Source organism: Bacteroidales bacterium (assembly GCA_029210725.1).
Taxonomy (GTDB): Bacteria; Bacteroidota; Bacteroidia; order Bacteroidales.
Window position 1 is genome coordinate 93,375 of record JARGFM010000004.1, and the last position, 18,595, is coordinate 111,969.

Sequence of the window (18,595 nt, forward strand, 5' to 3'; positions counted from 1 at the left end):
CAATCTCTTATTCCGAAAATTTATGAAAAAATATCTATCACTTCTCATTTACTTATTAATAGCGTCCTCCTGCACCCATCCGGGGGGAAGAACCTGGATGATTCCTGTAAACATCGATCCTTCCGATCTGGATTATACGCCATCGCTTATGGAAAGTTTCGAGGAAAGACGGGCGCAGTTGCTTGATTCTTTGAATGGTGACTATATCATCCTGAGATCGGCAGACCAGGGTAGTTCGAACCGCCACGAATTCAGGCCCAACAACTACTTTTACTACCTGACCGGCTATGCAGCACGGGGCTCTTATGCCGTGCTGAGTGCGGACTCCGGTCTGTCCTACACCCTGTCGGTACCTCCGCAAAGCGTCCGTACCCTGATTTATGAGGGAGAAGAGCTTGAAGAAGAGGAACTCCGGGAGCGCTTCGGTCCCGACAGGACCCTCTCTTACGGGGAGATGAGAGCACTGATTGACAGTATTGTGCAGACAGGAGCCAGCCTCTATATGGACCGTTCCGACCGCACCTTTCTGGCAGACCTGCAGAGGATGGCAGGAGAAAACGGAAATCCGGATTTCAGGCATATTGGTGAGCTGGCCGATGAGCTCCGGGTGATTAAGGAGCCCCTGGAGGTGGAATTCCTGCAGAAGGCCTGCAATATTACTGCCAGGGCACTGACCAGGGTGATGAAGGAATGCCGACCGGACAGGTATGAATTTGAGATGGAGGCGGTGATCGAAGGAACCTTCCTGGAATATGGATCCTCCATGCCCGGCTTCAGTTCCATTGTGGGCTCGGGTCCCAATGCCACCATCCTGCACTACGAACCGAATACCCGGCTTATGAAGGACGGGGACCTCCTGTTAATGGACATAGGGGCCGAATATGGTTATTATACGGCCGATATTACGCGCACCATTCCTGTAAACGGAAAATTCTCACAAGAGCAGCGCACCATCTATCAGCTGGTCCTGGATGCCCAGCTGGCCGCCATCGAAAAGATGAAACCAGGTTCCATGCTCATGGACGGACACATGGCCGCCAAGGAGGTGATTGTAGAGGGACTGACACAGCTGGGCCTGATTACCGATCCGGACTCCCCCTGGCAGATTAAATTCTACATCCTCTATCCCTCTTCCCACTACCTGGGCCTGGATGTTCACGACGTGGGAGATATGCAGGGAAGCTTTTCACAATTTATGGAGCAGACTCCGCAGGAATCGCAGGAGAGCCGTTTGCTGGAGCCCGGAATGGTGCTCACCATCGAGCCCGGGCTCTATTTCCGGGAGAAGGGTCTGGAGCAGCTGCATGAGATCTTTGGAGAGGAAGCGGACAGCACTGAACTGGAGCAGTTTATAGAAAAAGTGGGACCCGTCTACGAACAATACAAGAATATCGGGGTTCGTATAGAGGACGATATCCTGATCACCACCGGGGGCAACATTAACCTCTCCAGGTACGCTCCCAAAGAAATGGAAGATATTGAACAGATAATGAGATAATAATTAAACTGAAAATCATGAGTAAAGCAGAGATCCACACCCAAAAGGGGATTATGAAGGTGGAATTTTATGACCAGGATGCCCCTGGTACGGTGGAAAACTTTATTAAACTGTCCAAAGAGGGTTTTTATGACGGCCTGACCTTTCACCGGGTAATACCCGATTTTGTCATCCAGGGAGGCTGTCCCGACGGGAATGGAATGGGTGGACCCGGCTACAGCATCAAGTGTGAACTGGATGGCGGAAATCAATACCATAATCGCGGTGTGCTCTCGATGGCTCATGCAGGAAAAGATACAGGAGGATCCCAGTTTTTCATCTGCCACTCCCGCAATAATACCTCGCATCTGGACCGGGTGCATACCTGCTTTGGTAAAGTATTTGAGGGCCTGGAAGTGATTGACGATATCCGCCAGGGCGATAAGATCGAAAAAATCGTCGTCGGAGAGTAGTTTGCCCGTGCGAAAAGTAACAGGATAAATCTTTACCGTTGTCTCTGTTCCAGGACGGAGACCACCTCCCGGATATCCTTTCCCTTTGCGGATAACAGTACCAGCAGATGATACAGCAGGTCGGCTGCCTCATTGAGGAAGAGCTCATCGTTGCTGTCTTTGGATTCAATTAACAGTTCAACGGCCTCCTCTCCCACCTTCCGGGCGATCCGGTTGATCCCGTCCCGGAACAGGGAGGTGGTGTAAGAACCTGCGGGCATCTCCGCTTTGCGCTTATGGATCAGTTGCTGGAGCTCCTGGATAAAAGCCATTTTATTCCTGTCCGGGGTGGCTTTGTTCTGCTCATCAAAGCAGGTGTCATTTCCGGTATGGCAGACCGGTCCGGCCGGGTTGGCCTTAATCAACAAGGTGTCCCTATCGCAGTCTTCCAGGATTTCCACAACATGCAGGAAATTCCCGCTCTCCTCCCCTTTGGTCCAAAGCCTGTTTTTCGTACGGCTGAAAAAGGTAACCTTCCCCTCCTGCCTGGTCTTTTCCAGGGCTTCGGGGTTCATAAAACCTAGCATTAACACAATATCTGTTTCGGCATCCTGTATAATGGCTGGCACGATCCCATTTAGTTTCTGAAAGTCCATATTATCTGATTGTTATATGATTTTTCTTTAAGTACTCCTTCAATTCAGGAACAGGAATCTCATTGTAGTGGAAAATGGATGCTGCCAGAGCAGCATCGGCTTTGCCCTGTTCAAACACCTCCACAAAATGTTCCCTTTTTCCGGCTCCTCCTGAAGCAATCACCGGAATGGTCAGCTGCTCCGACAACTCCCTCAAAGCTTCGCACGCAAAACCATTCTTGGTCCCATCGTGATTCATGGAAGTAAACAGGATCTCCCCTGCGCCACGCTCCTGTACCTCCCTGGCCCAGCTAAAGAGCTCCCTGCCGGTGGGGATCCTCCCACCGTTGATAAAGACGGTCCAGCGCTCCTCCTTCCAGCGGGCATCGATGGCCACCACCACAAACTGGTTTCCGAAACCTTTGGCTATACGGTCGACCAGTCCGGGATCCCGCACAGCCGATGAATTAATACTTACCTTATCGGCTCCTGCCGACAGCAGCAGTTCTGCATCTCCCACCTGGTCGATGCCGCCCCCCACGGTAAAGGGGATATTCAGCTCCTCCGAGATACGCCTCACCAGATCGGCAAAGAGTTTTCGCCCCTCGTGGGTGGCCGTGATATCCAGATAGACCAGCTCATCGGCGCCATCGCGGGCATACCTGGCCCCCAGTTCCACGGGATCACCCACATCCACCACATTTTCGAAGTTGATCCCCTTTACGGTCTTCCCGTTTCGGATATCCAGGCAGGGTATGATCCTTTTAGCCAGCATGTCAGCGTTGATTTAAAATATAAGTTTCAAGAGTTTTCAAGGGGATTTTTCCCTCATAGATCGCCTTACCGACAATGGCCCCGTCGATTCCCTCTTTCTCCAGGAGCTCCAGATCGTCCATCCCGCTAATCCCGCCACTGGCCACCAGGTGCAGCTCCCCGTCGCTGGCTTTAAGCTCCTTATAAATCTCCAGCGAAGGTCCCTCCAGCATTCCGTCCCTTTCAATATCGGTACAGATAACCTTTTTAATTCCTTCGGAACGATAAGCGGCAATAAACGCCCCCAGTTCGAGAGAAGTGTCTTCGTTCCATCCTGAAACCGCCAGCTTACCTTCCCTGAAATCGGCCCCCAGGATAATCCTGTCTGCCCCGTAGCGCTCCAGCCATCCAAGAAAGAGATCCCGCTCCCTGACAGCTACGCTTCCCCCGGTTATCATGTGGGCGCCCGAGTCAAATACGATCTTCAGATCCTTATCGCTCCGTATTCCCCCGCCCGCGTCGATCACCAGGGATGTCCGGGAAGCGATCCTCTCGAGGATCCGGTAGTTCACCACCCTGTTTTCCCTGGCCCCGTCCAGATCTACCAGGTGCAGTCTCCTGATCCCGTGATCCTCGAACAGCAGGGCCATTTCAAAGGGATCGCCATACTCCTTTTTCCGCCCGTAGTCGCCCCTGGTAAGACGGACACAACGCCCTTCAATAATATCTATGGCTGGTATAATCTCCATCATAGTTTCAAAAATTGTTTCAGTATCAACTCTCCCGGATCTCCGCTCTTTTCGGGATGGAACTGGGTGGCATAAAAATTATCTTTCTGCATGGCGGCACTGAAAGGAACGATATAATCGGTTTTCGCTGCGGTATCTTCACCCACCGGTACATAGTAAGAATGCACGAAATAAACATAAGCGCCCCGGAGTTCACCGGGAATCAGCTTCCCGTTCACCCAATCGAGGCTGTTCCAGCCCATATGCGGCACTTTTAGTCCGCCCGAAGGAAAACGCCTCACCGGCGCATCAAAGATGCCAATACAGGACGTATCACCCTCCTCCGACCAGCTGCACATCAGCTGTTGCCCCAGGCAGATTCCCAGAACCGGACAGCGAAGTTCCTTCAGCAATTTATCCAGCTCCCGCTCCTTCAGGTACTCCATGGTACCGGAGGCCTCGCCCACACCGGGAAAGATCACCCTGTCGGCCGAAAGAATCGTTGCAGGGTCGTCCGTAATCTTTGCTTCCACCCCCAATCTTCTGAGGGCATGGTCCACCGAGCGGATATTCCCTGCATTGTATTTAATAATGGCCAGCTTCATTCAGTGTTGCTTTTTAAAGTTTCCCTTTGGTGCTTGGCAGGCGCATACTCTCAGGATCCAGTTTAACCGCCTTTGCCAGGGCCCTGGCAAAGGCCTTGAAAAGGCCCTCGATTTTATGGTGTTCGTTTTTGCCTTTCACCTCCATGTTCAGGTTGCATTTTGCCGCATCGGAAAAACTCTTGAAAAAATGATAGAACATCTCCGTGGGCATATCACCGATTTTATCCCGACTGAATTTCGCGTTCCATTCGATCCATGGCCTTCCGCCAAAATCAATGGCCACGCTGGCCAGGGAATCATCCATGGGTAAGACAAAAGCATAACGCTCTATGCCCCGCTTATCTCCCAGTGCCTGCAGAAAGGCCTCTCCCAGAGCAATGGCGGTATCCTCAATGGTATGATGCTCATCCACATGCAGATCCCCTCTCACCTCAATGTCCAGATCCATTCCCCCGTGACGGCCGATCTGATCCAGCATGTGATCGAAAAATCCGAGTCCTGTGGAGATGGCAGTACGCCCCTCTCCATCCAGGGAAAGCCTGACTGAAATCTCCGTTTCGCTGGTCGAGCGCCGCACTGTGGCACTCCGCTGCCTGGTCCGGATAAAGTGATAGATCTCGTCCCATTCCTGGCAGATCAGAGATACATATCCGGCTACTCCGGCAGATTCCATCTCCTCAGCAGCTTCCTCCGTATTCAGAAAAATTCCCCTGGCCCCCAGGTTTTTAGCAAGCTCCATATCGGTGATCCGGTCGCCGATTACAAAAGAATTCTCCAGATCGTATTCTCCCTGCATATAGGAACTCAGCATTCCGGTCCGGGGTTTCCGTTTGGGTGAGTTCTCTTCCGGCAGGGAGGGATCCAGGTGAATGGCATCAAACTCCACCCCCTCATTCCTGAATGCTTGAAGGAATTTCTCATGGGGTGCCCGGAAATCTTCTTCCGGGAAAGCAGCGGTTCCCAATCCATCCTGATTGCTGACCACCACCAGCTCATAGTCCGTGTATTGCCTCAGCTTATACAGGTTTCTGAAAACGCCGGGCATAAACACCAGCTTTTCCAGGGAATCCACCTGGAAATCCACCGGGGGCTCCTTAATCAGGGTTCCGTCCCTGTCGATGAAAAGGACTTTCTTCATGAATGATAGGTTTTAAGGGCACTGATCAATGCCCGGTTCTCTTCCGCTTTTCCTATGGTGATACGCAGGCTCCCCCCGCAAAGGGGTACCGACGAGCGGTCCCGGACAATAATGCCCTTGTTCATAAGATACCGGTATATGGCTGAGGGCTTGTCCACCCGGACCAGCAGAAAATTGGCATCCGAAGGATACACCTGCTTCACAAAGGGGAGTCCTTCCAGCTCCAGGGCCATCCGCTTACGCTCCTCCAAAATCGTTCCGATCCATGCCCGGGTCCGGTCCCTGTCCTCCAGGGCTTTCAGGGCCGCCTCCATGCTCAGGCTGTTAATGTTGTAGGGATACTTTACAGCGGACAGATAGGCGATGAGCTCCGGATGGGCAAAGAGCATGCCCAGGCGTATCCCTGCCAGTCCCCAGGCTTTCGAGAGGGTCTGTAAAAGCACCAGATTGGGCTTCTCCTTCAACAGGGGAAGAAGTCCGGGACCACTACTGAAATCGATGTAGGCCTCATCCAGCACCACCATGCAATGTACCCCGTCCACGATCTTTAAGATCGCCTCCCGCTCAAAGGAGTTGGAGCTTGGATTATTGGGCGAACACAGAAATATAAGTTTGGTCTGCTCGTTCAATGCCTCCAGCACGGCCCCGGGGTTCAGGCTGAAATCCCTGTTCAGCAATACGCTTCGCCGTTCCACTCCGTTGATCTCCGCACAAACCCCGTACATGCCATAAGTAGGGTCTGCGGTAATGACATTATCCACTCCCGGTTCACAAAGTACCCTGAATAAAATATCGATCCCCTCATCGCTGCCGTTACCCAGAAAAATCTGCTCCGTGTTTACGCCTTTGATCTCTGCAATCCGGCCTTTCAGTTTCTGCTGACCCGGGTCCGGGTAACGGTTCAGCGGAGCATTAAAAGGATTTTCGTTGGCATCCAGAAACACGGAGGCCGAACCGGAGAATTCATCCCGGGCCGACGAATAGGGATGCAGATTCCGGATATTGGGCCTGACCCGGGATGCTATGCTAAATATCTCAGCCACCTTCTCCGGAACTTAAGCGGATGGAGACCGCATTGCTGTGCGCCTGAAGCTCTTCTGCCTCAGCCATGGCCATAATGGCATCCCCGATATTCACCAGTCCGTATTTGCTGATCTCCTGGAAGGTGATCTTTTTATAGAAACTATCCATATTGATCCCGCTGTAGGAACGGGCCCAGCCGTTGGTGGGAAGAGTATGATTGGTTCCGGATGCATAATCTCCGGCACTCTCGGGGCTATAGTCGCCCAGGAAAACCGATCCCGCATTCTCTACCTGTTCGGCCAGGTCCGGATAATTTTTGGTCACAATAATCAGGTGTTCCGGAGCATAGAGATTGACCATCTCCATAATCTCCTTCTGAGTCTTAAGAAGCACCATCTTGCTGTTATCCAGAGCCTTGGATGCTATCTCCTTCCTGGGAAGGTCTTTCAGCTGCTTCTGAAGCTCAGCCTGTACCCGCTCAATCATATCGGAAGAGTCGGTGAGCAGCAACACCTGGCTATCGGGGCCATGTTCGGCCTGGGAAAGCAGGTCGGAGGCTATAAAGGCCGGATTGGCCGCACTATCTGCCACCACCGTTAATTCGGATGGTCCGGCAGGCAAATCGATGGCCACCGTATCGAGGCTCACTATCTGCTTGGCTTTGGTCACGTACTGGTTACCGGGACCGAAGATCTTACTGACTGCAGGAATGCTTTCCGTTCCGTAAGCCATGGCTGCAATGGCCTGTGCTCCGCCAACCTTAAAGACCCGGTCGATCCCCAGCAGATCGGCGATATAGAGGATGGAGGGGCTAATCCTGCCGGCACTGTCGGGCGGCGTGCAAAGAATTACCTCCCCGCAACCCGCCAGCTTGGCGGGGATCCCCAGCATCAGGACAGTGGAAAGCAATGGTGCCGAGCCACCAGGGATGTAGAGCCCCACACTGCTCATGGGAACCGGTTTTCTCCAGCAGCGGACCCCGGCAGTGGTGACAATGACTTCGCTGTGCTGTATCTGCTTTTTATGGAAGGTCTGGATATTCCAGTGCGCTTCGTCAATGGCCTTCTTCAATCTGGGGCTCACTTCGTCCCGGGCTGCCAGGATCTCCTCCCCGCTTACCTCCATGGATACGGAATCATACCCGTCAAACTCCCGGGTAAAGGCCACTACGGCAGCATCCCTCTTCCTGGCCACTTCATCAATAATTTTCTGGACCTGGTCTTCCAGAGTATCATGATTCAGCCGGGGCCGCTGAAGCAGTTCTGCCCATTTGCTTTTTTCAGGATAACGAAGAATATTCATAGTTATATGTGTTGGTTAGACAATCATTTTCTCAATGGGTATAACCAGAATCCCCTGGGCACCCAGTTCCCGGAGGCGGTCGATGACTCCCCAGAACTCCTTTTCGCTTAATACCGAGTGAACCGAGCTCCACCCCTCTTCAGCCAGCGGCATTACGGTGGGACTCTTCATTCCGGGGATGGTTTCAATAATCTGCCGGAGGTTTTCATTAGGGGCATTCAGCAGAATGTATCTGTTACTGGAAGCGGCCATGACACTGCGGATCCTGAAGATCAGATCGTTCAGCACCAGCTGTATATCCTTCTCCATATCCCGGTTGGCAATGATCACGGCCTCCGACTTCATGACCACCTCCACCTCTTTCAGACCGTTGCTGATCAGGGTGCTTCCCGAGCTGACAATATCAAAAATGGCATCAGCCATCCCGATGGAAGGGGCCAGCTCCACCGAGCCGCTCAATACATGGATATCGGCCTTTACCCCGTGTTCCTGCAGGTACCTCTCCAGGATGACCGGGTAGGAAGTAGCGATCCTTTTTCCCTTCAGATCCTCCAGGCCGGAGTAGCTCTCTGATTTGGGAACGGCAATGGAGAGCCTGCAGCGCGAGTATCCCAGTCTTTCCAGCAGATCTACCTGACACTCTTTTTCCGCATATTCATTCTCCCCGACGATCCCGATGTGGGCCACTCCGTCCTCCACATACCGGGGGATATCATCATCCCGGAGGTAGATCACCTCCAGGGGAAAGGTCTGGGCCACCGACCTCAGTTTCCTGGAACCATTATTCAGGGAGATTCCGGCCTCTTTCAGAAGCAGTAAAGATTTCTCGCTGAGACGGCCCGATTTCTGTATGGCGATTCTTAGTTTTTTCATGCCGATTGTTTTAACAAAAAAAGGTCTGCAGTATCTGCAAACCTCTTAACTTTTTATCCGGATTACAATGTACTACACAGCTTCCTAACCAAACACATGGTGATGGTGGTGGTGATGAACGCTATGTTGCCTGTAAAACCTCATGCTTTTAAAATGTTTTGCAATATTAGCGAATAATATCTAAAATTCAAACGGCTGGGAGGAATAATTTAAACCGGAGCAGGGAATCAAAGATCCTTCAGCAGGATATTGGAGGGCGACTCCTTGATGGAATGCAGGATATGCTCATGGATCCGGGTAATCTTACGGAGCTCGTCAGACTCGGTCACAATCATATGGTCGCCACCCACCAGTTCCATTTGTTTGTAAATATACTCCACGGTGATCTTATTGATATCCACCGCAGGCTGGTAAGAACGCTCCTTGGGATTATCGGCCGCCAGCTCGGCCAGGATGCCGGCCTCCACCAGCTCATATACCAGTTCATTGACCAGGCGGATGGGGATGCCCAGTTCATGACTGAGCGTTTCTGAATTCCAGGGCTCGTTCCCCTCCTCGAAGTTCCGGATAATCTGATAGGAGATCAGCAGGGTCAGTATCCGCTTATTGTTATGGCTCAGATTCAGGGCATTTTCCTCAAACTCGTAATTCTCGATATTCTGATAGGCGAAGGAGAGTTCGGCACCCATCAGAACAATCAGCCAGGTGATCTGCAACCACATAAGAAAAAGCGGGATAAAGGCAATGGTCCCGTAGAGGGTCCCCCACCGGAGCACGCCCAGCTGCAGGGTCTGATAAAGCGACTGAAATATCAGGGCAATGGTGCCGGCTATCACCCCTGCAATCAGCGCATATTTAAACTTCACCTTGGTATTGGGCATCACGATATAGACAATGGTAAAAAGAATCCAGATCGAGACATAAGGGACCGATTTGATCAGGGTAACAATCAGCGGTTTAAAGAGCTCGATTTCATTGGCCGCACTTTGTATTTTTACCATGAAGCTTCCGGAAAGCCCAATGGCGAAAGGGCTCAGGATCATGATGGCCAGGTAATCTGAAAATTTTCGCATGGGGCTGCGGGCCTTGCGGATCTGCCAGATATCGTTGAAAGAAGCCTCGATATTGTTCAATACCTGGATCACCGACCAGAAAAGGATCACTCCCCCCACACCGGCGATGACCCCTTCCCTGGTTTCCGACAGGAGATTGTCCACCATACCGGTTACCCACTTCATCACCTCCTCCTGCTCCTTCATATTGCTATTGATGAAGTTATGCAGCATATCTTCAAAGCCGAAGTTCCGGGCAATAGCAAAAGCAATGGCAAAAATGGGCACCATAGAGAGCATGGTGAAATAGGTAAGCGCAGCGGCCCTTACGGCCGCCCTGTCCTCAAAAAACCCTTTAAATGCCAGTATGTATATCTTTGACTGCCTGATCAGAAAGTTCCGGCGGCGGGACTTGGAGGTGAGGTCATGGGACCAGATCTCCTCCTTGAAGAAAATCTTGAGCTTCTGAAGCATGGATTAGCTTTGGCAAACAAATATAATAAACTTGCACAAAGGTACAGGGAAAAACTATCTTTGCATGAAAATCTGAAAAAATGACCAAACTGAAAGAACGTTTTACCAAATGGAAAGAGAACAGGTCCATCTGGCAGAAAACCGGCGATATCCTGTTCTGGGTTTTGATCATTCTGTTCCTGATTCCGGGTCCGAGGAAAGCCATTCTCACCAACCTGAACAGGGTGGTTCTGAATGTGAAAGCACCCCGGATCATGGATGAAGAGAAACAGGCCATGCTGACCGATCTGGATTATAACTGGTTTCTTGCCTGGGAGGAAAATGAACCCTTCTATTTCAGTAATTTCAGGGATGAGGTGGTGTTCATCAACTTCTGGGCCACCTGGTGCCCGCCCTGTGTGGCCGAGATGCCCGAAATACAGTCCCTCTACAAGAAATGGGGGGATAAGGTGGCCTTTATGCTGATCACCGGCGAGCATCCGGATGTGGTAAAGCCCTTTATGGAAAAAAACAATTACCAGATGCCCGTTTTTTATATGGCCGGTGCTCAGCCACCCGAACCACTCTCCTTCAAAGCCTATCCAACCACATTTATCATATCCCGGGAAGGGCGCGTGGTGAGCAAAAAAACCGGGGCAGCCAACTGGGACTCCAAAGCCACCGAAAAGATTTTCGAAGAGCTGCTTAAGTAGTGTCTGCAAGAAAACTTACAATTAATTGTCACACAATAGATTAATGTTGAAAACTTGTTTGAATGTATCGCGGCTTTCGCTTGCTTGATTCACCGAAAATACAGATATTCAGTGTATTAAGCAAAGGAGATTCGGATATTTCCGATAAACCATCAAACGAGGTTCACCAATGAGAAAGAGATTCGAGCAACAATTCATACTGGGCCACCTGCCCATCCATGAGACTCCGGTTCCCAAAGGACCGAGAGGAGGAGCGCTACCCAAATTAGTTGCAGCATTGAAAGAGATCTATGTCACCCCAAAGTGGAACGAGCGGGTTTTCGAGATACTGGAGTCAAAAATAACTGTCGGCAAGAAGCAGACCGGCCGTCCCGGCATGGATCTGTGGCAGATTTTTGTATTGGCACAAGTACGGTTAGTCCAGAATATAGGCTACGATGAACTTCTCGATCTGGCAAATTATCACACTTTGATCCGTCAGCTCATGGGCGTTGAGAGCGGCTTTGGTTATGAGAAGTACCAGTTTGAGTATCAGAATATTTATGATAATGTAACGCTATTGGATGATGAGACCGTACGTGAGTTGAACCAGGTGATCCTGGAGTTCGGTCATGAGGTGTTTAAAAAAAAAAGAGGCGGCAGCATTGTGCTTAAAGACCGATAGCTTCGTTGTAGAGAGCAATGTACACTTCCCAACAGATTACAATCTGATGTGGGATAGTGGCCGCAAAGGACTTGATATCATCGGCAAATTCATGGCAAAGTATCCGGGCGAGGTTAAAGGATGGAGAAAGATACACGACTGGTATCGCCGGATGAAAAACGCAATGAGAGCTGTAGGAAAAGCAAGCTCATCGGGAGGCAGGAACAAGGAAGATCGGATCGGGCATGAAGAAAAGGTCTTCTCCATTTTTGAGGAATATACCGAATGGGTTACCAAAGGGAAACTGCATCCCAATGTGGAACTGGGGAAAAAGCTGTCTATTACTACAGACCAGTATCATCTGATTGTTGATTACCGTATCATGGAGAACCATTCCGACTCTGAGGTGGTAAAGCCGATTGTAGAAGATATGACAGAGAAATATAATCTCAGAAGTTGGAGCTTTGACAAAGGCTACTGGCACAAAGACAACAAGGCACTGCTGGAAGAGCATGTCGAAAGGGTTGTGATGCCCAAGAAGGGCAAGCCCAATAAGCAGGAAAAGGAGGAGGAGGGCCATCGACAGTTCAAGCTTTTGAGAAATAAGCACAGTGCCGTGGAATCTAACATCAATGAACTTGAAAACAGGGGATTGGACCGGTGTCCAGATCGGGGATATATGCACTTCAAACGGTATGTTGGCCTGGCAATCTCAGCCTATAACCTGAGAAGAATTGGACAGAAGTTGATTGAGATCCAGCGAAAAAGGGAACTGGCCGAACGAGAGTTAAGGGCGGCAGCCTAAAAGCTGTACCGAAATATATGATCAGATCGTCCCATAGATGGGAATGGTATGTCCTTGAAGGCGAAATTATGATCATAATTGTGAAATCCGCGGTGACGGAAACCGGAAACTGAGGAAAAAAGGTTCGCTCTGGGTCTTCAGAAGCATAGAGGACAAGAGCCGCCTAAACAGAAATTGAAAAAACAGGTGTTTTCTTAGAGGCACTATTTATGGAGAAAAAAATAATAATTGTATCTTTCGAGCCATTGAAATGAATATCCTGAAGCAGTTTAAAATACAATCATACAATATTTTAACTATGAAAAACATCCTTTTTCTCCTCCCCCTGGCCCTGCTGTTTGCCTGCAGGCCCGGATTTGAAGAGGAGATTACCATTGCGGAAATTGAAGGCCATTTCACCTATCTGGCTTCCGATGAATTAAAAGGACGCTACCCCGGAACCGCTGAGGACCAGCAGCTCGCTGAATACCTCTCTGCCGAATTTAAAAAAGCAGGACTGCAACTCTATGAAAAAACAGGGCTGCAGCATTTTGATATTGTCAGCGAAATTGAAGCGGGACCGGAAAACCTTTTTCAATGGGACGATGTGGAACTATCGCTGGGAACAGACTACTCCCTCTTCCCCTTTAGCCATGCCGGAACGGTCCGTGGCGAAGTGGTCTTCGCGGGTTATGGCTTCCAGGTCGATAAGGAGGAGCTGAAGTGGGACGATTATGCCTCTCTGGATGTGAAAGGCAAGTGGGTGATGATCCTCCGGGGTGTACCCGGATCGCAGGAGGCCACATCGCCCTATATGAATTACAGCGAGGACCGGGGAAAGGCCCTCCTGGCCTCTGATCTGGGTGCCTCGGGTGTTATTTTCCTTTCGGGAAGTTCCCTGGATCCGGATGATCAGCTGGTTGAGCTAAAAGGAAAACAGCACCCTCTGGCTATTCCCGTGGTACATATGAGCCGGGAGGCTGCCGACCGGCTTCTTAGTTCGGCCGGACAGGACAGTCTGTCCCGGATCGATGACCGTTTAAGCTCATCCCGGCAGGCCTCCTCCTTTCATACGGGGGTGGAGGTGAATATCAGCGTGGACCTTCAACCCAAAAAGATGGAAACATCGAATGTGATCGCCACCCTTGAAGGATCGCATGCTGATCTGAAAGATGAGTATGTGCTTATCGGCGCCCACCACGACCACCTGGGCCTGGGCGGTCCGGAGAGTTCCTCCCGGGCACCTGATACCCTGGCGGTACATTATGGAGCGGACGATAATGCTTCGGGAGTGGCCGGTGTGCTGGAAGCCTCAGAATGGTTAAGCGCCCATACCCCTGCAAGGAGTGTACTGTTCGCTACTTTTGGAGCGGAGGAGATGGGTCTGATCGGATCCAAATACCTGGCAGAAAACCCGCCTGTTGATATGGAAAAGATCCAGGTGATGATCAACCTGGATATGATCGGGAGACTCAATGAAGATCGCCAGTTGCAGGTTGGAGGTGTGGGAACATCACCGGGTTTTAAAATCCTCCTGGAATCGATCAACAGCAACTACGGCTTCAATCTGAAATTCGCCAACGAAGGCTTCGGTCCCTCCGATCATGCCGCCTTTTATGCCAAAGATGTACCGGTATTGTTTATCTCCACCGGCGCCCATTCTGATTATCATACTCCGGACGATCAGCCCGCCGCAATCAACCTGGAGGGAACCCGGGAGGTAATCTCCTTTGTTTCCGAGATAGCAGCCGCCCTGGCAAACCAGCATGAACGTGTTGCCTTTACCGAAGCAGGTCCCAAGGTAAGAGGTTCATCAAAGGGAAGGCGGGGCGGAATCACTCTGGGACTTATGCCTGATATGACCTATGATGGCAGTGAGGGGATGCCCGTGATGTTTGTGACCGAAGGAAGACCCGCTGCGGTGGGTGGTATCCAGAAAGGGGATGTCATCGTAGCCATTGAAGGAAAGAGCGTTGGAAATGTTTACGACTACATGGCCCGGCTCGACGGCTTGAAGGAGGGAATGTCCATCGTGGTCCAGGTAAAACGGGACGGTGATCTCATCGACCTGCTAATCCGAATTTAAAAAGAAACAAACAGCCATATGAAACTGAAAAAGGTATTGTTCTGGGTCCTGGCCGTAGTCATTTCGCTGGCCGCCATGTTTTACCAGCGTATGACCGGTCCCACTTATCCGAAAATATATGAAATAAATTATCAGAATGAAGCGTATCGCTTCGATCTTCCCCGTTCCAGCAACGGAAGGCCCGGCGATTACCCGGTGGAGATCGAGCTTCCTGAAATCTTTTCCGCCAGGCTGATCTGGCGGCTCTTCCCCACAGATAATCCCTGGGATACGCTGGTTATGGAAAGGCAGGGAGATATTCTGAGGACCACCCTCCCCCACCAGCCTCCGGCAGGCAAGATTGAATACCACCTGGAGCTGATGGCCGAAGGCACGCTCATTGACCTTCACGAAGAGGAGAATGTGGTCATCCGCTTCCGGGGCGATGTACCTGCCTGGGCGCTGCTTCCCCATGTACTGATGATGGTCCTGACGGTGATCTGGTCCATGGCTACCATCATTTTTGCCCTGGCTGGTATTCCCTCGTACAAGAAACATATGGGAGTCACCATCATCTTCCTGCTGATCGGCGGATTCATTCTGGGCCCCATTGTTCAGAAGTATTCCTTCGGACAGTTCTGGACCGGATGGCCGCTGGGTGAAGATATGACCGATAATAAGGTACTGTTCGCACTGATTGCCTACCTGGTTGCCTGGTTCCTCAGGAAGAAGTCCTACGGGAAGTGGCTGGCCATTGGCGCCGCCCTGGTGATGATGGCGGTCTACCTGATCCCCCACAGCCTGAACGGATCCGAACTGGATGTGGAGACGGGCGAAGTGATAACCGGATCTTTGCTGATTCTGGCCGGGAGGATGGGAATAAAACGAATTAATTAAACACTAGTTCCACTCTGAACATGCAAAAATACCAGTGTAAAGTTTGCGGTTATGTATACGACCCGGAAGAGGGCGATCCCGACAGCGGCATAGCTCCAGGCACCTCATTTGAAGATGTTCCGGAGGATTGGCACTGCCCTGTATGCGGGGTTTACAAAAACGACTTCGAAGCCGTAGAATAAATCCCGATTGTTAGGCCTTTGGAGCCTGTTTTAACATCTCCAGGAGAAAGAGCCAGAATTTGTCCACGGTATCGGTTTTGATCCGCTCATCGGGTGTATGGGCCCCCTTGATCGTGGGGCCGAAGGAAATCATATCCAGATCGGGATACTTCTGCAGGAACAGTCCGCACTCCAGTCCGGCATGGATCGCTTTGATATCAGGTTCCTGCCTGAACAGCCCTTTGTAGACCTTTTCGGATATCTTCAGAACCTCCGAAGAAGTATCGGGCTTCCAACCGGGATATCCTCCGGAATGCCTGACAGAGGCTCCCAGAAGTGTGAACAGGGATCCCATCCGATCTGAAATATCCTGCTTGGCCGACTCCACACTGCTGCGCTGACTGGTCACAATCTCCAGGACATCCTCGCTGGTATGTCTTACAGAGGCCAGGTTGGTCGAGGTTTCCACCAGTCCGGGAATGGCCTGGCTCATGGCAATGACCCCGTGCGGACAGGCATAAAGGGCATTAAAAAGTCGTCGCTGGAATTTCTTTCGCATCACCAGCTCCGGTGTCGGGACCGGTTCCATGATCATGGAAAAGTCAGGTTCCACCAGCGCCATCTCTTCCTGAAGGATCTGAACAAAAGAATCAAAATAAACCCGGATCAGTTCCTGGCTGCTTGCAGGGGCCACAATGACGGCTTCCGCTTCCCTGGGGATGGCATTTCTGGCCTTTCCACCCTCCAGGGATGCCAGCCTGATACTAAAGCGCTGATCTGCATTCCAGAGGAAACGGTTGAGTATCTTGACAGAGTTACCGAAACCGCGATGAATCTCATCGCCCGAATGTCCGCCCTGCAGTCCGCCTACAATCACCTTCAGGGCAATCCAGTTTCTTTTGAGTCTGCTCCTCTTGTAGTTAAAGCTAGCCACCGTATCGATGCCTCCAGCACAACCAATGAAGATCTCCCCTTCATCCTCTGAATCCAGGTTCAGCAACACCGAGCCCTGCAAAAACGCCGGCTGCAAACCCAGGGCACCTGTCATCCCACTCTCTTCATCTACCGTGAAGAGGCACTCCAGAGGGCCATGTTCGATGGTTTCCGAAGCCAGGATGGCCATGGAAGCAGCAATCCCGATTCCGTCATCGGCACCCAGGGTCGTTCCCCGGGCCCTGACCCATCCATCTTCCAGGTAGGCCTCGATGGGATCCTTATCAAAATCGTGACGGACCCCCGCATTTTTCTCTCCAACCATATCGGCATGCGACTGCAGGATTACTCCTTTCCTGCGCTCCATGCCGGCAGTAGCAGACTTGGAAATCAACAGGTTACCTACCTGATCCTGTTTATAGTCCAGATGGTGTTTTTTCGCAAATCCAATCAGGTGAGCGATAATTTTATCTTCTTTTTTCGAGATCCTTGGAATCTCCAGTATCTCATGGAAATAAGCCCATACCTCTGCCGGTTTAAGCTCTGTTATTTTTTGCATGTAAGAGTTGAAAAGTTGGCTTTATGTTTTGCAATATCTTTTATCTCAAATATGATCTTCGGGCATAAAAGAGATGGATTAAAATTCTATTTTCGCAAAGATAATATTTCTACTACCTCACTCTATACTGTTTATAAACATGCAGAAACGAACCATTGTAGTGCTTCCCGGGGACGGTATCGGGAGAGTTGTCCTAGAAGAAACCATCAGGGTACTGGAAAAAGCCGGATTTAACGCCGGATATGTGGAAGGAGATATTGGCTGGGAATTCTGGAAATCAGAAGGAAATCCCCTGCCCGACCGTACTGTTTCCTTACTGGAAGAACATAAGATCGGCCTTTTCGGGGCGATCACCAGCAAACCCAAAGATGCTGCTGCCGCAGAACTGGATCCGGCCCTCGCCGGTAAAGGATTGATCTATTCCAGTCCCATCGTTGGCCTCAGGCAACATTTCAACCTGGATATCTGTATCAGACCCTGCCACACCTATAAAGGAAATCCACTTAACTTCATTCGCAGGGGAGCCGGAGACAGTATCGAGGAACCAGAGGTGGATGTGGTGATCTTCCGCCAGAATACCGAAGGGCTCTACGGGGGAGTGGAATGGAGCAATCCTCCCGATATCGTATACCAGGGACTGCGTTCCCATCCCAAATTTGTGAAGAACTTCGGGGATGTTCCCGTGGAGGAGCTCTCCATCTCCACCCGGATCTTTACCAAAAAGGCCACCGGCCGGATCCTTCGGGCTGCGTTTGAATATGCCAGGAAGTTTGGCTATAAGAGTGTGACCGTCTGCGAGAAGCCCAATGTGATCCGTGAGACCTCTGGAATGATGTATAAAATGGCCCAGGAAATACAGGCCACCGGGTTCAAAGAGATTGAACTCTGGAACACCAACATCGATGCCCAGATGATGTGGCTGACCAAAAATCCGGAAAACTACGGGGTCATTGTAGCCGGAAATATGTTTGGTGATATTGTCTCGGACGGATTTGCGGGACTGATCGGGGGACTTGGTTTTGCCTGCAGCGCCAATCTGGGCGAGGAGGTCTCCGTCTTTGAACCCACCCACGGCTCGGCCCCCAAGTATGCCGGTTACCCTGTGAGTATTGTGAATCCCATAGCCATGATGGAGTCGGCCTGCATGATGCTGGATCATATCTCTGAAGCAGAAATGGCCCTTCAGATCCGGAAGGCCATCGCCGGCGTGATCCTGGAAGGAAAGGTGCGTACCTATGATATGAAAAAAATGGCCGGACGGCCCGATGTCATTGAAAAAGGCGCTGCCTCCACCAGGCAGATGGCTGATGCCATCATTGCAAAGCTGTAATAACCCTGTAAGCAAAATA

The 18,595-nt window shown here is 51.0% G+C and carries 19 protein-coding genes; 9 read left to right on the plus strand and 10 right to left on the minus strand.

What is annotated here, in order from left to right; genetic code table 11:
* Positions 1-22 precede the first annotated feature (22 nt).
* On the plus strand, positions 23-1,498 hold the full coding sequence (locus P1P86_03440; GenBank protein MDF1574227.1) for an aminopeptidase P family protein: 1,476 nt from the start codon (positions 23-25) through the stop codon (positions 1,496-1,498).
* Between the two features lie 17 nt (positions 1,499-1,515).
* Entirely contained in the window at positions 1,516-1,950 is a 435-nt protein-coding gene (locus P1P86_03445; GenBank protein ID MDF1574228.1) for a peptidylprolyl isomerase, read from the plus strand.
* 32 nt (positions 1,951-1,982) lie between these two features.
* Here the strand turns inward: P1P86_03445 and hisIE are convergent, their stop codons facing one another.
* From hisIE to P1P86_03490, 9 genes are all read right to left on the minus strand, one after another.
* Positions 1,983-2,585 (minus strand): bifunctional phosphoribosyl-AMP cyclohydrolase/phosphoribosyl-ATP diphosphatase HisIE, encoded by a 603-nt coding sequence (hisIE, locus tag P1P86_03450; GenBank protein MDF1574229.1) that lies wholly within the window; start codon positions 2,583-2,585, stop codon positions 1,983-1,985.
* 1 nt (position 2,586) lies between these two features.
* Positions 2,587-3,339 (minus strand): imidazole glycerol phosphate synthase subunit HisF, encoded by a 753-nt coding sequence (gene hisF / locus P1P86_03455; protein MDF1574230.1) that lies wholly within the window; start codon positions 3,337-3,339, stop codon positions 2,587-2,589.
* Position 3,340: 1 nt separating this feature from the next.
* The gene (hisA, locus tag P1P86_03460) at positions 3,341-4,069 is read right to left on the minus strand and encodes a 1-(5-phosphoribosyl)-5-[(5-phosphoribosylamino)methylideneamino]imidazole-4-carboxamide isomerase (GenBank protein ID MDF1574231.1); all 729 of its coding nucleotides are present in this window, start codon (positions 4,067-4,069) and stop codon (positions 3,341-3,343) included.
* Positions 4,066-4,650, minus strand: a complete 585-nt coding sequence (gene hisH, locus P1P86_03465) for an imidazole glycerol phosphate synthase subunit HisH (protein ID MDF1574232.1) — start codon at positions 4,648-4,650, stop codon at positions 4,066-4,068. Before hisH ends, hisA begins: the two co-directional genes overlap by 4 nt.
* 13 nt (positions 4,651-4,663) lie before the next feature.
* A complete protein-coding gene (gene hisB / locus P1P86_03470; GenBank protein MDF1574233.1) occupies positions 4,664-5,788 on the minus strand; it encodes a bifunctional histidinol-phosphatase/imidazoleglycerol-phosphate dehydratase HisB in 1,125 nt (374 codons plus the stop codon).
* Positions 5,785-6,822 carry a histidinol-phosphate transaminase gene (gene hisC / locus P1P86_03475; protein ID MDF1574234.1) on the minus strand — a complete coding sequence of 346 codons (1,038 nt, stop codon included), beginning with the start codon at positions 6,820-6,822 and terminating at the stop codon, positions 5,785-5,787. Before hisC ends, hisB begins: the two co-directional genes overlap by 4 nt.
* A gap of 1 nt (position 6,823) precedes the next feature.
* On the minus strand, positions 6,824-8,113 hold the full coding sequence (hisD, locus tag P1P86_03480) for a histidinol dehydrogenase (protein ID MDF1574235.1): 1,290 nt from the start codon (positions 8,111-8,113) through the stop codon (positions 6,824-6,826).
* Between the two features lie 15 nt (positions 8,114-8,128).
* A complete protein-coding gene (hisG, locus tag P1P86_03485) occupies positions 8,129-8,986 on the minus strand; it encodes an ATP phosphoribosyltransferase (protein MDF1574236.1) in 858 nt (285 codons plus the stop codon).
* A gap of 227 nt (positions 8,987-9,213) precedes the next feature.
* Positions 9,214-10,512 carry a YihY/virulence factor BrkB family protein gene (locus tag P1P86_03490; GenBank protein ID MDF1574237.1) on the minus strand — a complete coding sequence of 433 codons (1,299 nt, stop codon included), beginning with the start codon at positions 10,510-10,512 and terminating at the stop codon, positions 9,214-9,216.
* An 80-nt stretch (positions 10,513-10,592) separates the two neighbouring features.
* Here P1P86_03490 and P1P86_03495 point away from each other — a divergent pair, with 80 nt between their 5' ends.
* The 6 genes from P1P86_03495 (at position 10,593) to P1P86_03520 (ending at position 15,775) form a co-directional block, all read left to right on the plus strand.
* Complete coding sequence (locus P1P86_03495; GenBank protein ID MDF1574238.1) at positions 10,593-11,204, plus strand: TlpA disulfide reductase family protein; 612 nt, start codon at positions 10,593-10,595, stop codon at positions 11,202-11,204.
* A 169-nt stretch (positions 11,205-11,373) separates the two neighbouring features.
* Entirely contained in the window at positions 11,374-11,868 is a 495-nt protein-coding gene (locus tag P1P86_03500) for a hypothetical protein (GenBank protein ID MDF1574239.1), read from the plus strand.
* A gap of 91 nt (positions 11,869-11,959) precedes the next feature.
* Positions 11,960-12,652, plus strand: coding sequence for a transposase (locus P1P86_03505; GenBank protein MDF1574240.1), 693 nt, complete (start codon positions 11,960-11,962; stop codon positions 12,650-12,652).
* Between the two features lie 298 nt (positions 12,653-12,950).
* Positions 12,951-14,717 carry a M20/M25/M40 family metallo-hydrolase gene (locus P1P86_03510; protein MDF1574241.1) on the plus strand — a complete coding sequence of 589 codons (1,767 nt, stop codon included), beginning with the start codon at positions 12,951-12,953 and terminating at the stop codon, positions 14,715-14,717.
* An 18-nt stretch (positions 14,718-14,735) separates the two neighbouring features.
* Positions 14,736-15,593, plus strand: coding sequence for a hypothetical protein (locus P1P86_03515; GenBank protein ID MDF1574242.1), 858 nt, complete (start codon positions 14,736-14,738; stop codon positions 15,591-15,593).
* Positions 15,594-15,613: 20 nt separating this feature from the next.
* On the plus strand, positions 15,614-15,775 hold the full coding sequence (locus tag P1P86_03520; GenBank protein ID MDF1574243.1) for a rubredoxin: 162 nt from the start codon (positions 15,614-15,616) through the stop codon (positions 15,773-15,775).
* A 10-nt stretch (positions 15,776-15,785) separates the two neighbouring features.
* Here the strand turns inward: P1P86_03520 and P1P86_03525 are convergent, their stop codons facing one another.
* Positions 15,786-17,246 (minus strand): aminoacyl-histidine dipeptidase, encoded by a 1,461-nt coding sequence (locus P1P86_03525; GenBank protein ID MDF1574244.1) that lies wholly within the window; start codon positions 17,244-17,246, stop codon positions 15,786-15,788.
* Between the two features lie 139 nt (positions 17,247-17,385).
* Here P1P86_03525 and P1P86_03530 point away from each other — a divergent pair, with 139 nt between their 5' ends.
* Complete coding sequence (locus P1P86_03530) at positions 17,386-18,576, plus strand: isocitrate/isopropylmalate family dehydrogenase (protein MDF1574245.1); 1,191 nt, start codon at positions 17,386-17,388, stop codon at positions 18,574-18,576.
* The last annotated feature ends 19 nt before the right edge of the window (positions 18,577-18,595 follow it).